Raw genomic sequence first — 18085 nt, 5'->3', positions numbered from 1 at the left:
AATACACCACCAAAGGCGTCAAACCGGCTTGCTGAAAACCATAGAATCTCCTACGTTTGTTTCTGGCCAATCCCTCCTGTGCCGGGCGCGCGCGACCGCCTTGTTTGTACGACGCGTTATCGTGCCATGCGCCAAGGCGTTCGCGCGCAAATCCCACAGGCATAACTGGCCCGAAACAAACGTAGGAGCGGCTTTAGCCGCCAAGCGCCGCGCGGGCGGCGCTCGATCTGACAGGCGCTGAATGTATCGAGGCGAACACTTCGGCGCTCGATCTCACAGGCGCCGAAAACATCCAGTCAAGCGCTCAGCCGCGCCTGTGCAGCCAGGCGATTGATCGCTGCATCCAGTTCGTCCAGTGCCTGCTGCGCCTGCGGGTTCTCCTGCTTGAGCAAGGTCTCGCTGCGCTGGCACGCCGCACGCAACTGCGGTACGCCGCAATAGCGCGAGGCGCCGTTCAGGCGGTGTACCTGTTCGATCAGGCCATTGCGGTCGTCAGCCTCGCGAGCGGCGCGTATGGCATCGCGGTCGGCATCCAGCGAGGCCAGCAGCATGCTCAGCATGTCGGCAGCGAGGTCGGCTTTGCCGGCAGCCAGGCGCAGGCCTTCTTCGGGGTCGAGCACCTTCAGTTCATCGCTGTTGCCCAGTTGCTCGGCCTGCGCCTGCTGCGGTGCGCCGAGGCTGAGGCCAGTCCATTTCATCACCACCTGGGCCAGTTGCCGCTCGCTGATCGGCTTGGTCAGGTAGTCGTCCATGCCACCGTGCAGCAACGCCCGTTTTTCATTGGCCATGGCATGGGCGGTGAGGGCAACGATCGGCAACGGGTTGCCGCTTTGGGTGTTTTCCCACAGGCGGATCTGTTCGGTGCAGGCGCGGCCATCCATGCCGGGCATTTGAACATCCATCAGCACCAGGTCGAACGGTTCGTCCTGCACGGCCTGTACTGCCGCATAACCATTGTCGACGGCCAGTACCTCGGCCCCCAGGTCTTCGAGCAGGGTTTGCACCAGCAGCAAGTTGGCGGCGTTGTCGTCGACACACAGGATTTTCGGCTGACGCTGGCCATTGATGCTGTTGACCTCGCCCAGGGGGCGACGTGGCTGCACCAGTTCCAGCAGCAGGCGCCGCAGCTTGCGCGTGCAGGTGGGCTTGGACAGCAACTGACCATGGCCATTGGGCAGGAAGGGGTGGTACAGGGCCTGCTCGGTGGTCGGGCACAACACCACGCACTGGCAATGGTAGCGCTCGAGCTGCTGGTGGTAATGGCCCAGTTGCTCGGGCGACAGGTTGCCCAGTTTGGCCCCGAGCACAGCCAGCTCGAACGGCTGGCCGGCCTGGCTGGCCGCTTGTACGGCTTGCAGCAACTGGTCGAAGGAGGCGAACACGCTGACACTCAGGCCGCAATCCTCCAGCTGGTGCTCCAGCGCCTGGCGGGCCAGTTCGTGGCCATCGACGATGGCGGCGCGGCGGCCCAGCAACGGTTGCAGGGGCAGCTCCTCGATATCGTCGTGGGCCTTGGGCAGGTTCAGGCTGATCCAGAACTGCGAACCTTCGCCCGGGGTGCTGTCGACGCCGATTTCGCCGCCCATCTGTTCGATCAGGCGCTTGGAGATCACCAGCCCCAGGCCGGTGCCGCCAGGCTGGCGGGCCAGCGAGTTGTCGGCCTGGCTGAAGGCCTGGAACAGCGTGCGCACATCTTGCGGTGACAGGCCGATGCCGGTGTCCTGCACGCTGATGCGCAGCTGGGCGAAGTCCTCATGCTCGTCGTCGAGCATGGCGCGCACGACGATGGTGCCTTCGCGGGTGAACTTGATGGCATTGCTGACCAGGTTGGTGAGGATCTGCTTGAGCCGCAGCGGGTCACCGATCAGCGAAGACGGTGTGTCGCGGTAGATCAGGCTGAGCAGTTCCAGCTGCTTGGCATGGGCGGCCGGGGCAAGAATGGTGAGGGTATCCTGGATCAGGTCGCGCAGGTTGAACGGGATGCTGTCGAGTACCAGCTTGCCGGCCTCGATCTTGGAGAAGTCGAGGATCTCGTTGATGATCCCCAGCAGGTTGTCGGCAGACTTCTCGATGGTGCTCAGGTAGTCCAGCTGGCGCGGCGTCATCTCGCTTTTCTGCAGCAAGTGGGTAAAGCCGAGGATGCCGTTGAGCGGGGTGCGGATCTCGTGGCTCATGTTGGCCAGGAACTCCGACTTGATGCGGCTGGCCTCCAGAGCCTCCTTGCGCGCCATGTCCAGCTCGATGTTCTGGATTTCGATGGTTTCCAGGTTCTGGCGCACGTCTTCGGTGGCTTGGTCGATGCTGTGCTGCAGCTCTTCATGGGCGTTCTGCAGGGTTTCGGCCATGCGGTTGATGCCGCGCGCCAGTTCGTCAAGCTCATGGCTGCCCATGGTTGGCAGGCGTTCTTCGAGGTGGCCGTCCTTGAGCTGGTTGACCGCGTGCTTGATGCGCTCGATGGGGCCGTTGATGGTGCGGCTCATGCGCACTGCCAGCAGGCCGCTGAGCGCCAGGCAGGCGAGGATCAGCAACAGGCTGGTGAACAGGTTGCGGTAACCGCGCAGCAGGGTGCCATCGTGCGACAGCTCGATCTCGACCCAGCCCAGCAGGCGTTCGGCTTCAGCCGGCACGGCATCGGTGGCCAGGTCACGATGGTGACCGAACACCGGCATCAGGTAACGAGTAGCATCATTGCCGCTGCGTTGCAGCAACTGGGTGCCGCTGCCGCCGCTGGGTGGCTGGTTGAGCATGCTCGGGCCGGCATGGGCCAGGCGCGTACGGTCCGGGGCCAGAAAGGCGACCGCGCGCACATCGCTTTGCTCCAGGGTTTGCGCAGCAATGCGCTCCAGTTGTGCAGGTGCCAGCCGAGCCATGGCCGGCGCAGCCAACGGCGCCAGCTGTTCGGCGATCATCTTGCCGCGCTGCAGCAACTGGGTGCGCAGCTCGTTTTGCTGCAGCCAGGTAAAGTAACTGCCCAGCACCAGGGCCATCAGGCCAGCCGGCAACAGCGCCAGCAGCAGGACCCGGCTGCGGATTCCCAAGCGATCGAGCACACTCGCCTCCTGTGATGTGCCTGGATGCCGTCAAGCGCTGACGGCCAAGCCGCGAAGTTACTCCGCCTGCCGCACCATTGCACCTCTTTAGTACGTGTTTTGCGCCGATGCCGGGGCATTGGTCGCAGGGCGGTTGCCTGGCGGCCTCTGGATGCTCAATAATTGCGCAATTGAGAATGCATGGCAGTTGCCAATGAATCCTGTAGCTATTCACAACTCCAATATCCTCGCCATCGAGGACGATCCGGTACTGGGTGCCTACCTGCACGAAGAGCTGCAGCGCGGCGGCTTCCAGGTGACCTGGTGCCGCAATGGCCTGGAGGGTCTGGAAACGGCCGGGCGCCAGGTGTTCGATGTGGTGCTCATGGATATCCTGCTGCCCGGGCTGAACGGCCTGGACGCGCTGGCGCAGTTGCGCAAGCGCAGCGCCACGCCGGTGATCCTGATGTCGGCGCTGGGTGCCGAAGCAGACCGCATCAGCGGTTTTCAGCGCGGGGCCGACGACTACCTGCCCAAACCGTTCAGCATGGCCGAGTTGCAGGTGCGCATCGAGGCAATCCTGCGCCGTGTGGCGCTTGAGCGTCGCCATCAAGCCCCGCTGGAACAGGCAGGTCTTGGCGAGCTGCAGTTCGACGAAGGGCTGTGCGACGTGCGCCTGGATGGCCAGCTGGCCGGCCTGACCCCCAGCGAGTTCCGCTTGCTCGAGATCCTCAACCGCAACCTGGATGACGTGTTGAGCAAACCATTCCTCTACCAGCACGTGTTGCAGCGGGGCTATTCACGGCATGACCGCAGCCTGGACATGCACGTCAGCCAGATCCGTCGCAAGCTCAAGGGTATTGGCTACCACGAGCGGCAGATCCGCACTGTGTGGGGCAAGGGCTACGTGCTCAGTGCCAGCGAGGCGGAATAGCCATGCTCGACCGCCACTCGCTGTTCTGGAAGCTGGCCATCCTGCTGGTGGGCTTCTGCCTGCTGATGATCGGCCTCAGCTACACCTGGGGCCGGCACATGGAAACCCAGAACGCCTTCCTTTCGGAGCCGGCGCGCCAAGCGCTGCGTGGCTATGCCAGCGAGGCCGAACAGGCCTGGCGCAGTGGCGGGCGGGCAGGGCTGGACCAGTGGGTGGCGGCGATGCACCAGCGCGAACGTGGCTGGGTGGGTGTGCTCGACATCAACCTGCGACCGCTCGACAGCGCCACCCTCAACCCGCAGATCATGCAGCGGCTAACGCGCCTGCGCGGGGTCGACTGGCCGATGAGCCGGCGCAGTGTCGACCAGCCGTGGGTACGCATACCGTTCCCGGGGGCACCGGAGCAGGGCATGCTGGTGATCGAACTGCCACCGCGTTTCAACCCCGACCAGCATCGCTTGCTGTGGCGCATCGTTACCAACGGCATCATCCCCGGCCTGTTCACCTTGCTGCTGTGCGTGGGCCTGTACCGCATGTTGATCGTGCCGTTGAACCAGTTGCGCGAACAGGCCAATGCCTGGCGTGCCGACCAGCTTTCGGCACGCCTGGATTCGCGCACCATCGCCCGGCATGACGAGCTGGGTGAACTGGCCCGCGCCTTCGACCAGATGGCCGAGCGGCTGCAGGGCACGGTGGCCCTGCAGCAGCAGTTGCTGCGTGACCTGTCCCACGAAATGCGCACGCCGCTGAGCCGCCTGCGGGTGGCCTGCGACGGTGAAACCGACCTGCGCCGCCTGCGTGAGCGCCTGACCCGCGAAGTGGACTGCATGCAGCAGCTGGTCGAGGACACCCTGCAACTTGCCTGGCAGGACGCCGAGCGCGCGCCAATGAACCTGGAACCGATCGAGGTCCAGGCCTTGTGGGAGCTGCTGGCCGAGAATGCCAGTTACGAGAGCGGCTGGTCGCCCGCGCGGTTGCGTTGCGAAGTACCGGATGATTGCTGGGTGCAGGGGAATCTCAACCACCTGGCCCAGGCGCTGGAGAACATGTTGCGCAATGCCATTCGTCACTCGCCTGCCGAGGGTGTGGTGCGCTTGGGTGGGCAGCGTGAGGGCAGTTACTGGTGGCTGTGGCTGGAAGATGAAGGTGGCGGCGTGGCCGAAGAGGACCTGGAGCGGATTTTTGCGCCGTTCTCGCGGCTGGACGGCTCGCGGCCGGGGGATGGTGGTTTTGGCCTGGGTTTGAGCATTGCCCGTAGTGCCATCCAGCGCCAGGGCGGGACATTGTGGGCGCAGAATGGCAAGCGGGGGCTGCGGCTTTGGATGAGGTTGCCGTTACATGTGCCGGCCTCTTCGCGGGTGAACCCGCTCCCACAGGTACAACACTACATCTGAATCTGGCACGGGCCCTGTGGGAGCGGGTTTACCCGCGAAGAGGCCACGACAGGTCACACCTATATAGCTTGTAGCTATATCCACCACAGATTGCGTGATATGGCCGCGAAGGGTTTGCCGGTATGATAGGCGCCCCTGCCGTCCGGATTGTGAAATACGCCATGACCTTGCAGTACCCAACCATCGCCGATTGCGTCGGCAATACGCCTCTGGTTCGCCTGCAGCGCATCGCTGGCGAAACCAGCAATACCCTCCTGCTCAAGCTCGAAGGTAACAATCCCGCCGGCTCGGTGAAGGACCGCCCGGCGCTGTCGATGATCACCCGCGCCGAACTGCGTGGCCAGATCAAGCCCGGCGACACGCTGATCGAAGCCACCTCCGGCAACACCGGCATCGCCCTGGCGATGGCGGCGGCGATCAAAGGCTACAAGATGATCCTGATCATGCCCGACAACTCCACTGCCGAACGCAAGGCGGCCATGACCGCCTATGGCGCCGAGCTGATCCTGGTGACCAAGGAAGAGGGCATGGAAGGCGCCCGTGACCTGGCCGAGAAGCTGCAGGCCGAAGGCCGTGGCCTGGTACTCGACCAGTTCGCCAACGGCGACAACCCGATCGCTCACTACAACAGCACCGGCCCGGAGATCTGGCAGCAGACCCAAGGCAGCATCACCCATTTCGTCAGCTCCATGGGCACCACAGGTACCATCATGGGCTGCTCGCAGTACCTCAAGGAACAAAACCCGGCGGTACAGATCATCGGCCTGCAACCGATGGAAGGCTCGGCCATTCCGGGTATCCGCCGCTGGCCCGAGGAATACCTGCCGAAAATCTTCGACGCCACCCGCGTCGACCGTGTGGTCGACATGTCGCAGCAGGAAGCTGAAGACACCACCCGCCGCCTTGCCCGCGAAGAGGGCATTTTCTGCGGCGTGTCTTCCGGTGGTGCGGTCGCAGCCATGCTGCGCCTGTCCCGCGAGGTGGAAAATGCCACGATGGTCGCGATCATCTGCGACCGTGGCGACCGTTACCTGTCCACCGGCCTGTTCGACCCGAGCTAAATGTCAAAGAAAAAAACCAACAGCGGCCTGCGCTTCCAGCCGGCCGGCGGTAACCGTAGCCCCCAGGTCCCGGTGGGCAAAAAGCAGCGCCTGGATATCGAGCGCCTGGCCGGTGACGGCCGTGGCATCGCCTTCCTTGAAGGGCGCACCTGGTTTGTCAGTGGTGCCCTGGCGGGTGAAGCCGTGGAGGCACGCGTGCTCAATGCCCGCGGCAAAGTGGTAGAAGCCCGCCTGGAGCGGGTGCTGCAGGCCAGCCCCGAGCGGCGTGAAGCGCCGTGCCGCCACTATGACCGCTGCGGTGGCTGCAACCTGCAGCACCTGCCACACGATGCACAACTGGCGCTGAAGCAGCGCACCCTGGCCGAGCAACTGCAACGGGTAGCTGGCGTGCAGCCTGAAGAATGGGCGGCACCGCTGAGCGGGCCGGAATTCGGCTACCGGCGCCGGGCCCGCGTGGCCGTGCGCTGGGACATCAAGGCACGCCAGCTGGAAGTAGGCTTGCGTGCCGAAGCCAGCCAGGACATCGTCGCCATCGACGATTGCGCCGTGCTGGTACAGCCCTTGCAGTCGATTCTGCGCCACTTGCCGACCGTGCTGCGCTCGTTGAGCAAACCGCAGGCGCTGGGCCATGTGGAGCTGTTCAGCGGCACCGCTGAAGCAGTGCTGGTGCGCCATGTGGCGCCGCTGCCGGCAGAAGACCTGGCCAGGCTGCAGGCCTTCTGCGAGCAGGCCAATGCCCAGCTGTGGCTGCAAGGCGAAGGTGAGCCTGCGCCGCTGGACCCGGCCGCGCAACTGGGCTTTGCCCTGGCACCGTGGCAGCTGGAACTGGCCTGGCGCCCGGGCGACTTCGTGCAGGTCAATGCCCAGGTCAACACGGCAATGATCGAGCAGGCGCTGGCCTGGCTCGCACCGCAGGCCGACGAGCGCGTGCTGGACCTGTTTTGCGGCCTGGGCAACTTTGCCTTGCCGCTGGCCCGCCAGGCGCGCGAAGTGGTGGCCGTGGAAGGTGTACAGGCCATGGTCGATCGGGCCGCGGCCAATGCCCGAAACAACAATGTGCATAATGCACGGTTTTTTCAGGCCGATTTATCGCAGCCTTTGGCAGGCACCGGATGGGCCGCCGAGGGCTTTTCTGCGGTACTCTTGGATCCACCGCGCGACGGTGCTTACGAGGTGGTGCAAGGCATCGCCCGCCTCAAGGCCAGCAGGCTGGTCTACGTATCGTGCAACCCGGCCACGCTGGCGCGAGACGCGCAGGTGCTGGTCGGCCAGGGGTACCGGTTAAAAAGGGCCGGGATTCTCGACATGTTTCCTCAAACGGCACATGTCGAGGCCATGGCGTTATTCGAAGCGGGCTAGCTGACTGGCCCCTTGGTGCGGCCGCCACGGAAGGGTGGCCACACGGTGATCGCCAGCGCACCCGCGTGGTGTGCTGTATGGAAAGGTAAAACAAAGATGGTACAGGTGAGAGTGCACCAGCCGGTCAACACTGACGGCAGTATCAATCTCGAAGCATGGTTGGACCATGTGGTAAGCGTCGATTCGGCACTGGATCGCGCAGCGCTTAAAGAGGCCTGCGAGTTTGCCCATGAGGTAGAGAAAAAGGGTAACCCGGCCAAGCATTCCTGGGCGGACGGTACGTCCAGCTTCCAGGCAGGGCTGGAAATCGCCGAAATCCTCGCCGACCTCAAGCTTGACCAGGATTCGCTGGTGGCAGCGGTCATCTACCGCTCGGTGCGTGAAGGCAAGGTGACCCTGGCCGAAATCAGCCAGCGTTTTGGCCCGGTGGTGTCGAAGCTGATCGACGGCGTGCTGCGCATGGCTGCCATCAGTGCCAGCCTCAGCCCGCGGCAGTCGCTGGTGCTGGGCTCGCAGGCGCAGGTCGAAAACCTGCGCAAGATGCTCGTGGCCATGGTCGACGACGTGCGCGTGGCGCTGATCAAGCTGGCCGAGCGTACCTGTGCGATCCGTGCGGTCAAGGCCGCCGACGATGAGAAACGCCTGCGTGTCGCGCGTGAGGTGTTCGATATCTATGCGCCATTGGCGCACCGCCTGGGTATCGGCCACATCAAGTGGGAGCTGGAAGACCTGTCCTTCCGCTACCTTGAACCTGACCAGTACAAACAGATTGCCAAGCTGCTGCACGAGCGCCGGCTGGACCGCGAGCGGTTCATCAGCGACGTGATGAACCAGTTGCAGAACGAATTGCTGGCCACGGGTGTGAAGGCCGACATCAGCGGCCGGGCGAAACATATCTATTCGATCTGGCGCAAGATGAAGCGCAAAGGCCTGGAGTTCAGCCAGATCTACGACGTGCGCGCCGTGCGTGTGCTGGTGCCGGAAATCCGCGACTGCTACACCGCGCTGGGTATCGTTCACACCCTGTGGCGGCACATCCCCAAGGAGTTCGACGACTACATCGCCAACCCCAAGGAGAACGGCTACCGCTCGCTGCACACTGCGGTGATCGGCCCCGAGGGCAAGGTGCTGGAAGTGCAGATCCGCACCCACGGCATGCACGAGGAAGCCGAGCTTGGCGTGTGCGCCCACTGGCGTTACAAGGGCACCGACGTCAAGCCCAGCTCCAACCATTACGAAGAGAAGATCTCCTGGCTGCGCCAGGTGCTGGAATGGCACGAAGAGCTGGGCGACATTGGTGGCCTGGCAGAACAGTTGCGGGTCGATATCGAGCCGGACCGGGTCTATGTGTTTACCCCGGACGGCCATGCCATCGACCTGCCCAAGGGCGCCACGCCGCTGGACTTTGCCTACCGCGTGCACACCGAGATCGGCCATAACTGCCGCGGCGCCAAGATCAACGGCCGTATCGTGCCGCTGAACTACAGCCTGCAGACGGGCGAACAGGTCGAGATCATCACCAGCAAGCACGGCAACCCCAGCCGCGACTGGTTGAACTCCAACCTCGGCTACGTGACCACCTCGCGGGCACGGGCCAAGATCGTTCACTGGTTCAAGCTGCAGGCGCGCGACCAGAACGTGGCCGCCGGCAAGACCTTGCTCGAACGCGAGCTCAGCCGCCTGGGCCTGCCGCAGGTGGACTTCGAGCGCCTGGCCGAAAAAACCAACGTCAAAACTGCCGAGGACATGTTCGCCTCGCTCGGTGCTGGCGACTTGCGCCTGGCCCACCTGGTCAACGCAGCCCAGCAGTTGCTCGAGCCCGAGCGCATCGAGCAGATCGAGCTGGTGCCGCGCAAGCCTACCGGCCCGCGCACCGGCAAGCGTGGCGACATCCAGATCCAGGGTGTCGGCAACCTGCTGACGCAGATGGCCGGCTGCTGCCAGCCCCTGCCGGGGGATGCGATTGTCGGCTATATCACCCAGGGCCGCGGTGTGAGCATCCACCGCCAGGATTGCGCCTCGGTGCTGCAACTGGCGGGCAAGGAACCGGAGCGCATGATCCAGGTGAGCTGGGGGCCGATCCCGGTGCAGACCTACCCGGTCGACATCGTCATCCGCGCCTACGACCGCCCGGGCCTGTTGCGCGACGTGTCGCAGGTACTGCTGAACGAGAAGATCAACGTGCTGGCGGTGAACACCCGCTCGAACAAGGAAGACAACACCGCGCTGATGTCGCTGACCATCGAGATTCCAGGCCTGGACGCGCTTGGCCGCCTGCTGGGGCGCATCTCGCAGTTGCCGAACATCATCGAGACGCGGCGTAATCGTACCCCTTGAGACCGAGGCGCCTGCTTCGCGGGTAAACCCGCTCCCACAGAGAGGGTGCAAATCTTCAGATATGCACTGTAAATGTAGGAGCGGGTTTACTCGCGAAGAAGCCACCACCGAAGGACCTGCCTGAATGACCTACACCCTCGAAGACCTGTTGCACCTCATGGCCCGCCTGCGCGACCCGCAGCACGGCTGCCCGTGGGACCTGCAGCAGAACTACGCGAGCATCGTCCCGTACACCATCGAAGAGGCCTACGAAGTTGCCGACACCATCGAGCGCGGTGATTTCGAGCACTTGCAAGGTGAGCTGGGCGACTTGCTGTTCCAGGTGGTCTACTACAGCCAGCTGGCCCGGGAGGAGGGGCGTTTCGAGTTCGATGGCGTGGTCGACAGCATCACCCGCAAGCTTATCCGCCGCCACCCGCACGTATTCCCCACTGGCGAGCTGTATGCGCCGGTGGGCACGCCCAGCCTGAACGAGGCCCAGGTCAAGTCGCGCTGGGAAGAAATCAAGGCCGAAGAGCGCGCGGAAAAAAGCCAGCCCGAACAGTTGTCGCTGCTCGACGATGTGCCGGCAACCTTGCCGGCGCTGTCGCGGGCAGCCAAACTGCAAAAGCGCGCAGCCACGGTCGGTTTTGACTGGCCGGCGGCGTTGCCGGTGCTGGACAAGGTCCGGGAAGAGCTGGACGAAGTGCTGCAGGCCATGGCTGACGGCGATGCCGATGCGCTTGAGGATGAAGTTGGCGACCTGCTGTTTGCCGCCGTCAACCTGGCCCGCCACCTCAAGCAGGACCCGGAACACGCCCTGCGCCGAGCCAACCGCAAGTTCGAGCGACGTTTCCGTTTTATCGAGCAGGCATTGCGCGACAGCGGTCGCCCCATAGAAGATTGTAACCTTGACGAGCTGGACGCCCTTTGGGGTGAAGCCAAGCGTCAGGAAAAGAACCTGCCCAGCTGCGGCTGAGCTGTTGCATAAGTGAGTGAACATTCATGAGCCTTTCCCTTCGCGACCAATTGCTCAAAGCCGGTCTGGTCAACCAGAAACAGGTCTCGCAGACCAACAAAGCTGAAAAGAAACAGAAGCGCATGGAGCACAAAGGCCAGGTCGAAGTCGACGACAGCCAGCAGCGCATTGCCAAGGAAGCCATGGCCGAAAAGGTCAAGCGCGACCAGGAGCTGAACCGCCAGCAGCAGGAGAAGGCCGAGCAAAAGGCCCGTGCCGCGCAGATCAAGCAGTTGATCGAGGCCACCCGCCTGCCCAAGCTGACCACCGAGGACTACTACAACTTCGTCGACGACAAGAAGGTCAAGCGCATTGCCGTCAACGCGCTGATGCGTAGCAAGCTGAGCAATGGCGCGCTGGCCGTGGTGGCCCATGCCGGCGGTTACGAGGTTATCCCGCGTGAAGCAGCGGTGAAGATCCAGGAGCGCGACCCGAACCGTATCCTGTTGCTGAATACCCATGTCGAGGAAACGGACGAAGACGATCCGTACGCGGCTTACAAGATCCCTGATGATCTGATGTGGTAAACACGAAAAACCCCGCCTAGGCGGGGTTTTCTGTTTGAAAGCTGGGTCATTGCGTGGTGCGCTGGTTTTCCAGGTCTTCCAGTTCTGCACGGTACTGGTGTGCTTCGTGTTCATTGTGGAACATGCCGACCAGCTGGCCCTGTTGGTGCACATCCCAGATCCGCACGCCAGCGGCCAGGCCTTCGTGGGACATTTTCGATTCGTCGCGTTCGGTTACTTGGACAGTCATCGGTAAACTCCACTTCTTGAGAGGGCTGCGACACTGTGTCGCACACCTCCTTTATAGGGTTTGTTAGCTGGCTAAGTAAATAAAACAGGCATGAAACAAGTTTCATGTAGGCCGAGCGCGGTCAGTGTAGGAGCGGCCTTGTGTCGCGATGGGGCGCGCAGCGGCCCCGGGATTTGTGCCCAACCTCAAAATTGCCGGGGCCGCTGCGCGCCCCATCGCGACACAAGGCCGCTCCTACAAGAGACCGCGTTAGCATATGGCAGGCAGAAAAAAGCCCCGCACTGGGCGGGGCTTTCGGTTACAGCAGGCAGCGCCGGCTCAGTTACCCTTCACCGGCTTGCCATCGACCGTGCCATCCTGCAGCACGATCACATACTCCTTGCCATCGGTCTCTACCTGGCGCAGCTGCACCAGCAGGTAGTCCCAGTTCTTGGCGAACCACAGCTCGGTGATGCGCTTGCTCTGGCTTGGGTCACGCACGCGCTCGACCTTCACTGCATCGACCTGGCCGGTCTTGGTGGTGACTTTCTCGGTACCCAGTACACGGAAGTCGTAGGTGTCGATCTCGTCACCATCAACCACTTGGTAAGTCATGCTCTTCTTGCCCGCTGCCACATCGTGCTGCAGGGCGAGTTGGTAGGACGACTTGTCCAGCACACCGCGGTTAAGCGGCAGGTTGATGGCATCGCCCCGGTCGCTGCCGGTAACTTTCTTGCTGTTCCAGTCGAAGTTCAGGTCGACTTTCTTCGCCTTGCCCAGGCCGCCGCGCTCGAAGTGGTACTTCTGCGGCAGCAGGGTGTCGTTTTCCAGGCGCAGGGTGCTTTGCTCGGTCAGGCTGGCGATCATCATGGAGGCCTTGAAGTTAAGGTCCCAGGTACCGTTGGCATTTTTGACCAGGCTGCGCTCGGCAGTGCCGCTCATGGGCAGCTGCTTCCAGTCGGCGGTGTAGCTGGCCGAGAAGGGCTTCAGGTCAGCTGCCTGGAGGGGCAGGGCGAGCACGGCGAGAGCCAAGAGCAGGGCACGACGCATAAATTCTCCTAGGATCGGATCAAGTGACCGCTGGCCGGCAGGGGTTGGTCATCCAGTAATGCACCTTGGTCGCCAAGGCGCAAGCGGCCTTCAGCGAACCAGCGCACGGCCAGGGGATAGACCTGGTGTTCCTGCTGGTGGACCCGCTGGGCCAGGCTTTCGACGGTGTCGTCAGACGCCACCGGTACTACAGCCTGTACGACCAGTGGGCCGCCATCGAGTTCCTCAGTCACGAAGTGTACGCTGCAGCCATGCTCGGCGTCGCCTGCTTCCAGGGCCCGGCGGTGGGTGTGCAGGCCTTTGTACCTGGGCAGCAGCGACGGGTGGATGTTCAGCAGGCGGCCCTGATAGTGGCGCACGAAGTCGCCACTGAGGATGCGCATGAAACCGGCCAGCACCACCAGGTCGGGGGCAAAGCCGTCGATGCACGCCATCAGCGCGGCATCGAAGGCTTCACGGCCGTCGAACCGGGTGTGGTCAAGCACGGCACTGTCGATGCCGGCCGCTGCGGCGCGTTGCAGGCCGTAGGCATCGGCGCGGTTGGAGGCCACCGCGCGGATGCGCACCGGGCTGTCCTGGCTTTGGCAGCTGTCGATCAGGGCTTGCAGGTTGCTGCCGGAACCCGACAGCAGTACCACTACATTGCAGGTCTTGCTCGGCATCAGTGTGCCTTGAGGTTCTGCAGCTCGACCTGGGCGGCGCCTTCGGCAGCTTCGGCAATGTGGCCGATTACCCATGGCTGTTCACCGGCGGCGCGCAGTTCGTTCAGGGCCGCTTCGACCTGGTCCTGGGCTACGCAGATGACCATGCCCACGCCGCAGTTCAGTACGCGGTGCATTTCGTGCTCGTCGACGTTGCCTTTTTCCTGCAGGAAGTCGAACACAGCCGGGCGCTGCCAGCTGGCCACGTCAACCACGGCCTGGGCGTTTTTCGGCAGTACGCGCGGGATGTTGTCCAGCAGGCCGCCGCCGGTGATGTGGGCCATGGCCTTGACCGCGCCGGTGTTCTTGATCAGCTGCAGCAGCGGCTTGACGTAGATACGGGTTGGCGCCATCAGCAGGTCGGTCAGCGGCTTGCCGTCCAGTTGGGTGTTCTCGATGTCGGTAGCCGACACTTCGAGGATTTTGCGGATCAGCGAGTAGCCATTGGAGTGCGGGCCCGAGGACGGCAGGGCGATCAGCGCGTCGCCGGTGGCAACCTTGGAGCCATCGATGATTTCGGCCTTTTCCACCACGCCCACGCAGAAACCGGCCAGGTCGTAATCTTCGCCTTCGTACATGCCAGGCATTTCGGCGGTTTCACCACCGACCAGCGAGCAGCCGGCCAGTTCGCAACCGGCACCGATACCGGTGACCACGGTGGCGGCCACGTCAACGTTCAGCTTGCCGGTGGCGTAGTAGTCGAGGAAGAACAGCGGCTCGGCACCGCAGACGACCAGGTCGTTGACGCACATGGCGACCAGGTCCTGGCCGATGCTGTCGTGCTTGTTCAGGTTCAGCGCCAGGCGCAGCTTGGTGCCGACGCCGTCGGTACCGGAGACCAGCACTGGCTGCTTGTAGCCGGCCGGGATCTCGCAGAGGGCGCCGAAGCCGCCCAGGCCACCCATGACTTCAGGGCGTGCGGTGCGTTTTGCCACGCCCTTGATGCGTTCGACCAGTGCTTCGCCGGCGTCGATGTCTACACCGGCGTCCTTGTAGCTCAGGGAGGGTTGCTTGCTCATTGATCCAGGCCTTTAGGAGGGAGGGATTCTTAAAAACGACCATGACGGCCAAGGCCGGCGGATAAGCGGCGGCTGCCTGAAACGTCAGTGGTCTGTGAAGGCGCGCGATTTTATCAGGGTTGCCGGGCAGCGGCCATCCTCAGGCCGACGGGCAGGGCATGAAAGTGGGTAAATAGTTGTGGGCGTCCGGCGCTGAACCTCTCAAGCCGAACCCCTGTCACACCCAACATCTACCTCCCGCAACCAATCTTTCACCGCTCGCGACTGGTGACCTTGCGCCCCCGTGTATAAGGTATAGGCATTGCGGTAATGGACAGGAATCCTCCATGCGTTTGTTCAAACTTCTGGCAGCCGGTTGCCTGGCGCTGATTTCAGCCGCTGCCATGGCTGAAAATGTCCCTGGCCTTTATCAGGTGCGCGAGCCGGTCAGCGGCCAGGGCGCCGAAGCCCGTACCGCCGCTACCGGCAAAGCCTTGGATACCCTGGTGCTGCGCCTGACCGGCGACCCCAGGGCGGCGCAAAGCCCGGCGCTGGCCGAGCTGCGCAAGGACCCGCAACAAATCATCAACCAGGTAGGCAGCGAAGCCGGCCCGCCAGAATCGGTAGTGGTCGAGTTCGACCCCGGCAGCACCGAACGGGCCCTGCGCAAGGCCGGCCTGGCACTGTGGGGCAGCAACCGCCCCTCCATCCTCGGCTGGTGGCTGAACGACAGTGTCGAAGGCAGCAGCCTGGTCGGTGATGGCCAGGCCAGCGCGCAACCCTTGCGGCGTGCCGCCCAGCACCGCGGCCTGCCGCTGCGCTTGCCGCTGGCGGACTTGCAGGAGCAACTGGTGGCCGATGCCAAGCAGATCGAAAGCAGCGACCCGGCGCCACTGCGTGAGGCCGCCAAGCGTTATGGTGCCGATGCCTTGCTGGCGGTGCATGCCCAGGAGGCCGATGGCAAATGGCAGGGCAAGTGGCAGCTGTGGCTGGGTGACCAGCGTGAGCAGGGCACTGCCGAAGGCGCCGACCCGGCAGCGCTGGCCGATGCGGTGATGCTGGCGGTCAGTAGCCGCCTGGCGCCGCGCTATGTCACCCGCCCGGGCGCCAGCAGCCAGCTGCAGGTACAAGTGCAGGGGATGAACCTGCAGCGTTACGCCGAGCTGGCGCGGGTGCTGGAACCCTATGGCCCGCGCCTGCAAATGGCCGAAGGTACGACCCTGACTTACGCTGTAACCGCCAACCGGGAACAGCTGCGTGCCCAGCTTGGCCTGGCCAAGCTGCAGGAGGTGGCGGTGGAGCAAGCGCCCGCGGTGCCGGCTACGCCAGCGCCTGTGGCCGGCCAAGAGCCGGCGGCCCAGCCGCAACCCGCCGCCAAGCCGTTCGACGGCTTGCGATTCCGTTGGTAAGGAGCACTGACATTGACTGACATGCGTCGCTGGATCTGGCTGGGCGCTGCACTGCTGGTAGCCGTGCTGTTGTATAGCTTGCACAATATTCTCGCGCCTTTCCTGATCGGTATTCTGCTGGCGTACCTGGCCGACCCGCTGGTTGACTGGCTGGAGGACCGGGGGTTGTCGCGGACCTGGGGTGTGGTGGTGGTGTTCGGCCTGTTCACCCTGCTGTTCATGGCCCTGTTGCTGGTACTGGTGCCAATGCTGGCCAAGCAGCTGGTGCGGCTGTACGAGCTGGCGCCGCAGATGCTCGACTGGCTGCAGCATGTGGCGCTGCCGTGGGTGCAGCATCGGCTGGGTCTGGCCGATGGCTTCTGGAAGTTCGACAAGATAAAGGCAGCCATCAGCGAGCACATGGGCCAGACCACCGACATTGTCGGCGTGGTGCTGTCGCAAGCGACCGCCTCGAGCCTGGCATTGATTGCCTGGGTAGCCAACATGGTGCTGATCCCGGTTGTAGGGTTCTATCTGCTACGCGACTGGGACCTGATGATGGCCAAGCTGCGCAGCCTGCTGCCTCGCCAGTATGAACCCCAGGTGGTGGGCCTGGCCGGCGAATGCCATGAAGTGCTGGGGGCATTCGTGCGCGGGCAACTGCTGGTGATGGTGGCCCTGGGCATCATCTATTCGGTGGGGCTGATGCTGGTAGGGCTGGAACTGGGCCTGTTGATCGGCATGATTGCCGGCCTGGCGGCCATCGTGCCGTACATGGGCTTCATCATCGGCATCGGTGCCGCGCTGGTAGCGGGGCTGTTCCAGTTCGGCGGCGACTTGTACCCGATGCTGGGCATTGTCGCGGTGTTCATGGTCGGGCAGGCGCTGGAAGGCATGGTGCTGACGCCGCTGCTGGTCGGTGACCGCATCGGCCTGCACCCGGTGGCGGTGATCTTCGCCATCCTGGCCGGTGGTGAACTGTTCGGCTTTACCGGGGTGCTGCTGGCGTTGCCGGTGGCGGCGGTGATCATGGTGCTGCTGCGGCATGTGCATGACGTGTACAAGGAATCGGACATGTATGCCGGGGATGTTGACCCGGAGTTGTGATCCCCAAGGTTGCGTTACGGCCCCTGTAGGAGCGGCCTTGCGTCGCGATGGGCTGCGCAGCAGCCCCAAAATTGAAGCCCCAGCACAAATTGTTGGGGCTGCTGCGCAGCCCATCGCGACACAAGGCCGCTCCTACAAGGGTGCGCATTTCAGGCATATAGTGTGCAACTTGTTGATTTTGCTTGTGCTATCCGCCGCCGAGATTGTGCGTCCCGCGTTGCGGGTATAGACTTTGCACATTGTTCAGCAAAGGCCCCCTGCGGTCTCGTCGACCGCCCGCGAGCATGAAACCACCGATCCAGTTGCCCCTGGGTGTGCGCCTGCGCGATGACGCCACCTTCATCAACTACTATCCGGGCGCCAATGCTGCGGCATTGGGCTACGTCGAGCGGCTATGCGAAGCCGACGCCGGCTGGACCGAGAGCCTTATCTACCTGTGGGGCAAGCAGGGTGTTGGCCGTAGTCACCTGCTGCAGGCTGCCACCCACCGCTTCCAGCAACGCGGCGAGCCCGCGGTCTACCTGCCCCTGGCACAACTGCTCGATCGCGGCGTGGAGCTGCTTGACTACCTGGCCCAGTACGAACTGGTGTGCATCGACGATCTGCATGTGATCGCCGGCAAGGCCGACTGGGAAGAGGCCATGTTCCACCTGTTCAACCGCCTGCGTGACAGCGGCCGACGGCTGTTGCTGGCAGCCTCGGCATCGCCGCGCGAACTGCCGATCAAGCTGCCGGACCTGAAGTCGCGGCTGACGTTGGCCCTGGTGTTCCAGATGCGCGGCCTGTCCGACGAAGACAAGCTGCGTGCCCTGCAGTTGCGAGCTTCACGCCGCGGTCTGCACCTCACCGACGAAGTCGGCCACTTCATCCTCACCCGCGGTGCGCGCAGCATGAGTGCGCTGTTCGACCTGCTCGAGCGCCTTGACCAAGCCTCGCTGCAGGCACAACGCAAGCTCACCATCCCTTTCCTGAAGGAAACCCTCGGCTGGTAACCC

General features: G+C 63.6%; 15 protein-coding genes. 10 read left to right on the top strand and 5 right to left on the bottom strand.

Features of this window, described 5'->3' with window-relative positions:
- Window positions 1-296: 296 nt before the first annotated feature.
- The gene (locus IAE39_RS19105; RefSeq protein WP_201205398.1) at window positions 297-3050 is read right to left on the bottom strand and encodes a response regulator; all 2754 of its coding nucleotides are present in this window, start codon (window positions 3048-3050) and stop codon (window positions 297-299) included.
- Window positions 3051-3243: 193 nt separating this feature from the next.
- Between IAE39_RS19105 and IAE39_RS19100 the strand changes: the two genes are divergently transcribed.
- The 7 genes from IAE39_RS19100 to IAE39_RS19070 all read left to right on the top strand — a co-directional run bounded on the left by IAE39_RS19100 (window position 3244) and on the right by IAE39_RS19070 (window position 11638).
- Complete coding sequence (locus IAE39_RS19100; RefSeq protein ID WP_201205397.1) at window positions 3244-3963, top strand: response regulator transcription factor; 720 nt, start codon at window positions 3244-3246, stop codon at window positions 3961-3963.
- A 2-nt stretch (window positions 3964-3965) separates the two neighbouring features.
- Complete coding sequence (locus IAE39_RS19095) at window positions 3966-5357, top strand: sensor histidine kinase (RefSeq protein WP_201205396.1); 1392 nt, start codon at window positions 3966-3968, stop codon at window positions 5355-5357.
- A 161-nt stretch (window positions 5358-5518) separates the two neighbouring features.
- Window positions 5519-6418, top strand: coding sequence for a cysteine synthase CysM (cysM, locus tag IAE39_RS19090; RefSeq protein ID WP_201205394.1), 900 nt, complete (start codon window positions 5519-5521; stop codon window positions 6416-6418).
- Entirely contained in the window at window positions 6419-7777 is a 1359-nt protein-coding gene (gene rlmD, locus IAE39_RS19085) for a 23S rRNA (uracil(1939)-C(5))-methyltransferase RlmD (RefSeq protein WP_201205392.1), read from the top strand.
- A gap of 96 nt (window positions 7778-7873) precedes the next feature.
- Complete coding sequence (gene relA, locus IAE39_RS19080; protein WP_201205390.1) at window positions 7874-10114, top strand: GTP diphosphokinase; 2241 nt, start codon at window positions 7874-7876, stop codon at window positions 10112-10114.
- A gap of 124 nt (window positions 10115-10238) precedes the next feature.
- Complete coding sequence (mazG, locus tag IAE39_RS19075; protein ID WP_201205388.1) at window positions 10239-11072, top strand: nucleoside triphosphate pyrophosphohydrolase; 834 nt, start codon at window positions 10239-10241, stop codon at window positions 11070-11072.
- Between the two features lie 26 nt (window positions 11073-11098).
- A complete protein-coding gene (locus tag IAE39_RS19070; protein WP_201205386.1) occupies window positions 11099-11638 on the top strand; it encodes a DUF2058 domain-containing protein in 540 nt (179 codons plus the stop codon).
- Between the two features lie 46 nt (window positions 11639-11684).
- Here the strand turns inward: IAE39_RS19070 and IAE39_RS19065 are convergent, their stop codons facing one another.
- The 4 genes from IAE39_RS19065 to purM form a co-directional block, all read right to left on the bottom strand.
- The gene (locus IAE39_RS19065; protein WP_085675339.1) at window positions 11685-11867 is read right to left on the bottom strand and encodes a hypothetical protein; all 183 of its coding nucleotides are present in this window, start codon (window positions 11865-11867) and stop codon (window positions 11685-11687) included.
- Window positions 11868-12185: 318 nt separating this feature from the next.
- The gene (locus IAE39_RS19060) at window positions 12186-12896 is read right to left on the bottom strand and encodes a DUF3108 domain-containing protein (protein WP_201205384.1); all 711 of its coding nucleotides are present in this window, start codon (window positions 12894-12896) and stop codon (window positions 12186-12188) included.
- An 8-nt stretch (window positions 12897-12904) separates the two neighbouring features.
- Complete coding sequence (gene purN / locus IAE39_RS19055) at window positions 12905-13558, bottom strand: phosphoribosylglycinamide formyltransferase (RefSeq protein WP_201205382.1); 654 nt, start codon at window positions 13556-13558, stop codon at window positions 12905-12907.
- Window positions 13558-14616: a phosphoribosylformylglycinamidine cyclo-ligase gene (gene purM, locus IAE39_RS19050; RefSeq protein ID WP_003252437.1), complete on the bottom strand. Its 1059-nt coding sequence runs from the start codon at window positions 14614-14616 to the stop codon at window positions 13558-13560. The genes purN and purM overlap by 1 nt, the downstream gene beginning before the upstream one ends.
- A 326-nt stretch (window positions 14617-14942) precedes the next feature.
- Between purM and IAE39_RS19045 the strand changes: the two genes are divergently transcribed.
- The 3 genes from IAE39_RS19045 (at window position 14943) to hda (ending at window position 18082) form a co-directional block, all read left to right on the top strand.
- The gene (locus IAE39_RS19045; RefSeq protein ID WP_201205380.1) at window positions 14943-16004 is read left to right on the top strand and encodes a DUF2066 domain-containing protein; all 1062 of its coding nucleotides are present in this window, start codon (window positions 14943-14945) and stop codon (window positions 16002-16004) included.
- Window positions 16005-16016: 12 nt separating this feature from the next.
- On the top strand, window positions 16017-17090 hold the full coding sequence (locus IAE39_RS19040) for an AI-2E family transporter (RefSeq protein WP_201205378.1): 1074 nt from the start codon (window positions 16017-16019) through the stop codon (window positions 17088-17090).
- A gap of 284 nt (window positions 17091-17374) precedes the next feature.
- Complete coding sequence (gene hda / locus IAE39_RS19035) at window positions 17375-18082, top strand: DnaA regulatory inactivator Hda (RefSeq protein WP_003252443.1); 708 nt, start codon at window positions 17375-17377, stop codon at window positions 18080-18082.
- The last annotated feature ends 3 nt before the right edge of the window (window positions 18083-18085 follow it).

It is taken from the genome of Pseudomonas sp. S37 (assembly GCF_016658545.1).
GTDB lineage: Bacteria > Pseudomonadota > Gammaproteobacteria > Pseudomonadales > Pseudomonadaceae > Aquipseudomonas.
Note: the sequence above shows the minus strand (reverse complement) of the source record. Positions and strands in the feature narration are given on the sequence as shown.

Excerpts from the sequence above, each read along its gene's own strand:
- IAE39_RS19100 (WP_201205397.1), top strand. The coding sequence starts at position 3,244 with ATGAATCCTGTAGCTATTCACAACTCCAATATCCTCGCCATCGAGGAC.
- IAE39_RS19095 (WP_201205396.1), top strand. The coding sequence starts at position 3,966 with ATGCTCGACCGCCACTCGCTGTTCTGGAAGCTGGCCATCCTGCTGGTG.
- cysM (WP_201205394.1), top strand. The coding sequence starts at position 5,519 with ATGACCTTGCAGTACCCAACCATCGCCGATTGCGTCGGCAATACGCCT.
- rlmD (WP_201205392.1), top strand. The coding sequence starts at position 6,419 with ATGTCAAAGAAAAAAACCAACAGCGGCCTGCGCTTCCAGCCGGCCGGC.
- relA (WP_201205390.1), top strand. The coding sequence starts at position 7,874 with ATGGTACAGGTGAGAGTGCACCAGCCGGTCAACACTGACGGCAGTATC.
- mazG (WP_201205388.1), top strand. The coding sequence starts at position 10,239 with ATGACCTACACCCTCGAAGACCTGTTGCACCTCATGGCCCGCCTGCGC.
- IAE39_RS19070 (WP_201205386.1), top strand. The coding sequence starts at position 11,099 with ATGAGCCTTTCCCTTCGCGACCAATTGCTCAAAGCCGGTCTGGTCAAC.
- IAE39_RS19065 (WP_085675339.1), bottom strand. The coding sequence starts at position 11,867 with ATGACTGTCCAAGTAACCGAACGCGACGAATCGAAAATGTCCCACGAA.
- IAE39_RS19060 (WP_201205384.1), bottom strand. The coding sequence starts at position 12,896 with ATGCGTCGTGCCCTGCTCTTGGCTCTCGCCGTGCTCGCCCTGCCCCTC.
- purN (WP_201205382.1), bottom strand. The coding sequence starts at position 13,558 with ATGCCGAGCAAGACCTGCAATGTAGTGGTACTGCTGTCGGGTTCCGGC.
- purM (WP_003252437.1), bottom strand. The coding sequence starts at position 14,616 with ATGAGCAAGCAACCCTCCCTGAGCTACAAGGACGCCGGTGTAGACATC.
- IAE39_RS19045 (WP_201205380.1), top strand. The coding sequence starts at position 14,943 with ATGCGTTTGTTCAAACTTCTGGCAGCCGGTTGCCTGGCGCTGATTTCA.
- hda (WP_003252443.1), top strand. The coding sequence starts at position 17,375 with ATGAAACCACCGATCCAGTTGCCCCTGGGTGTGCGCCTGCGCGATGAC.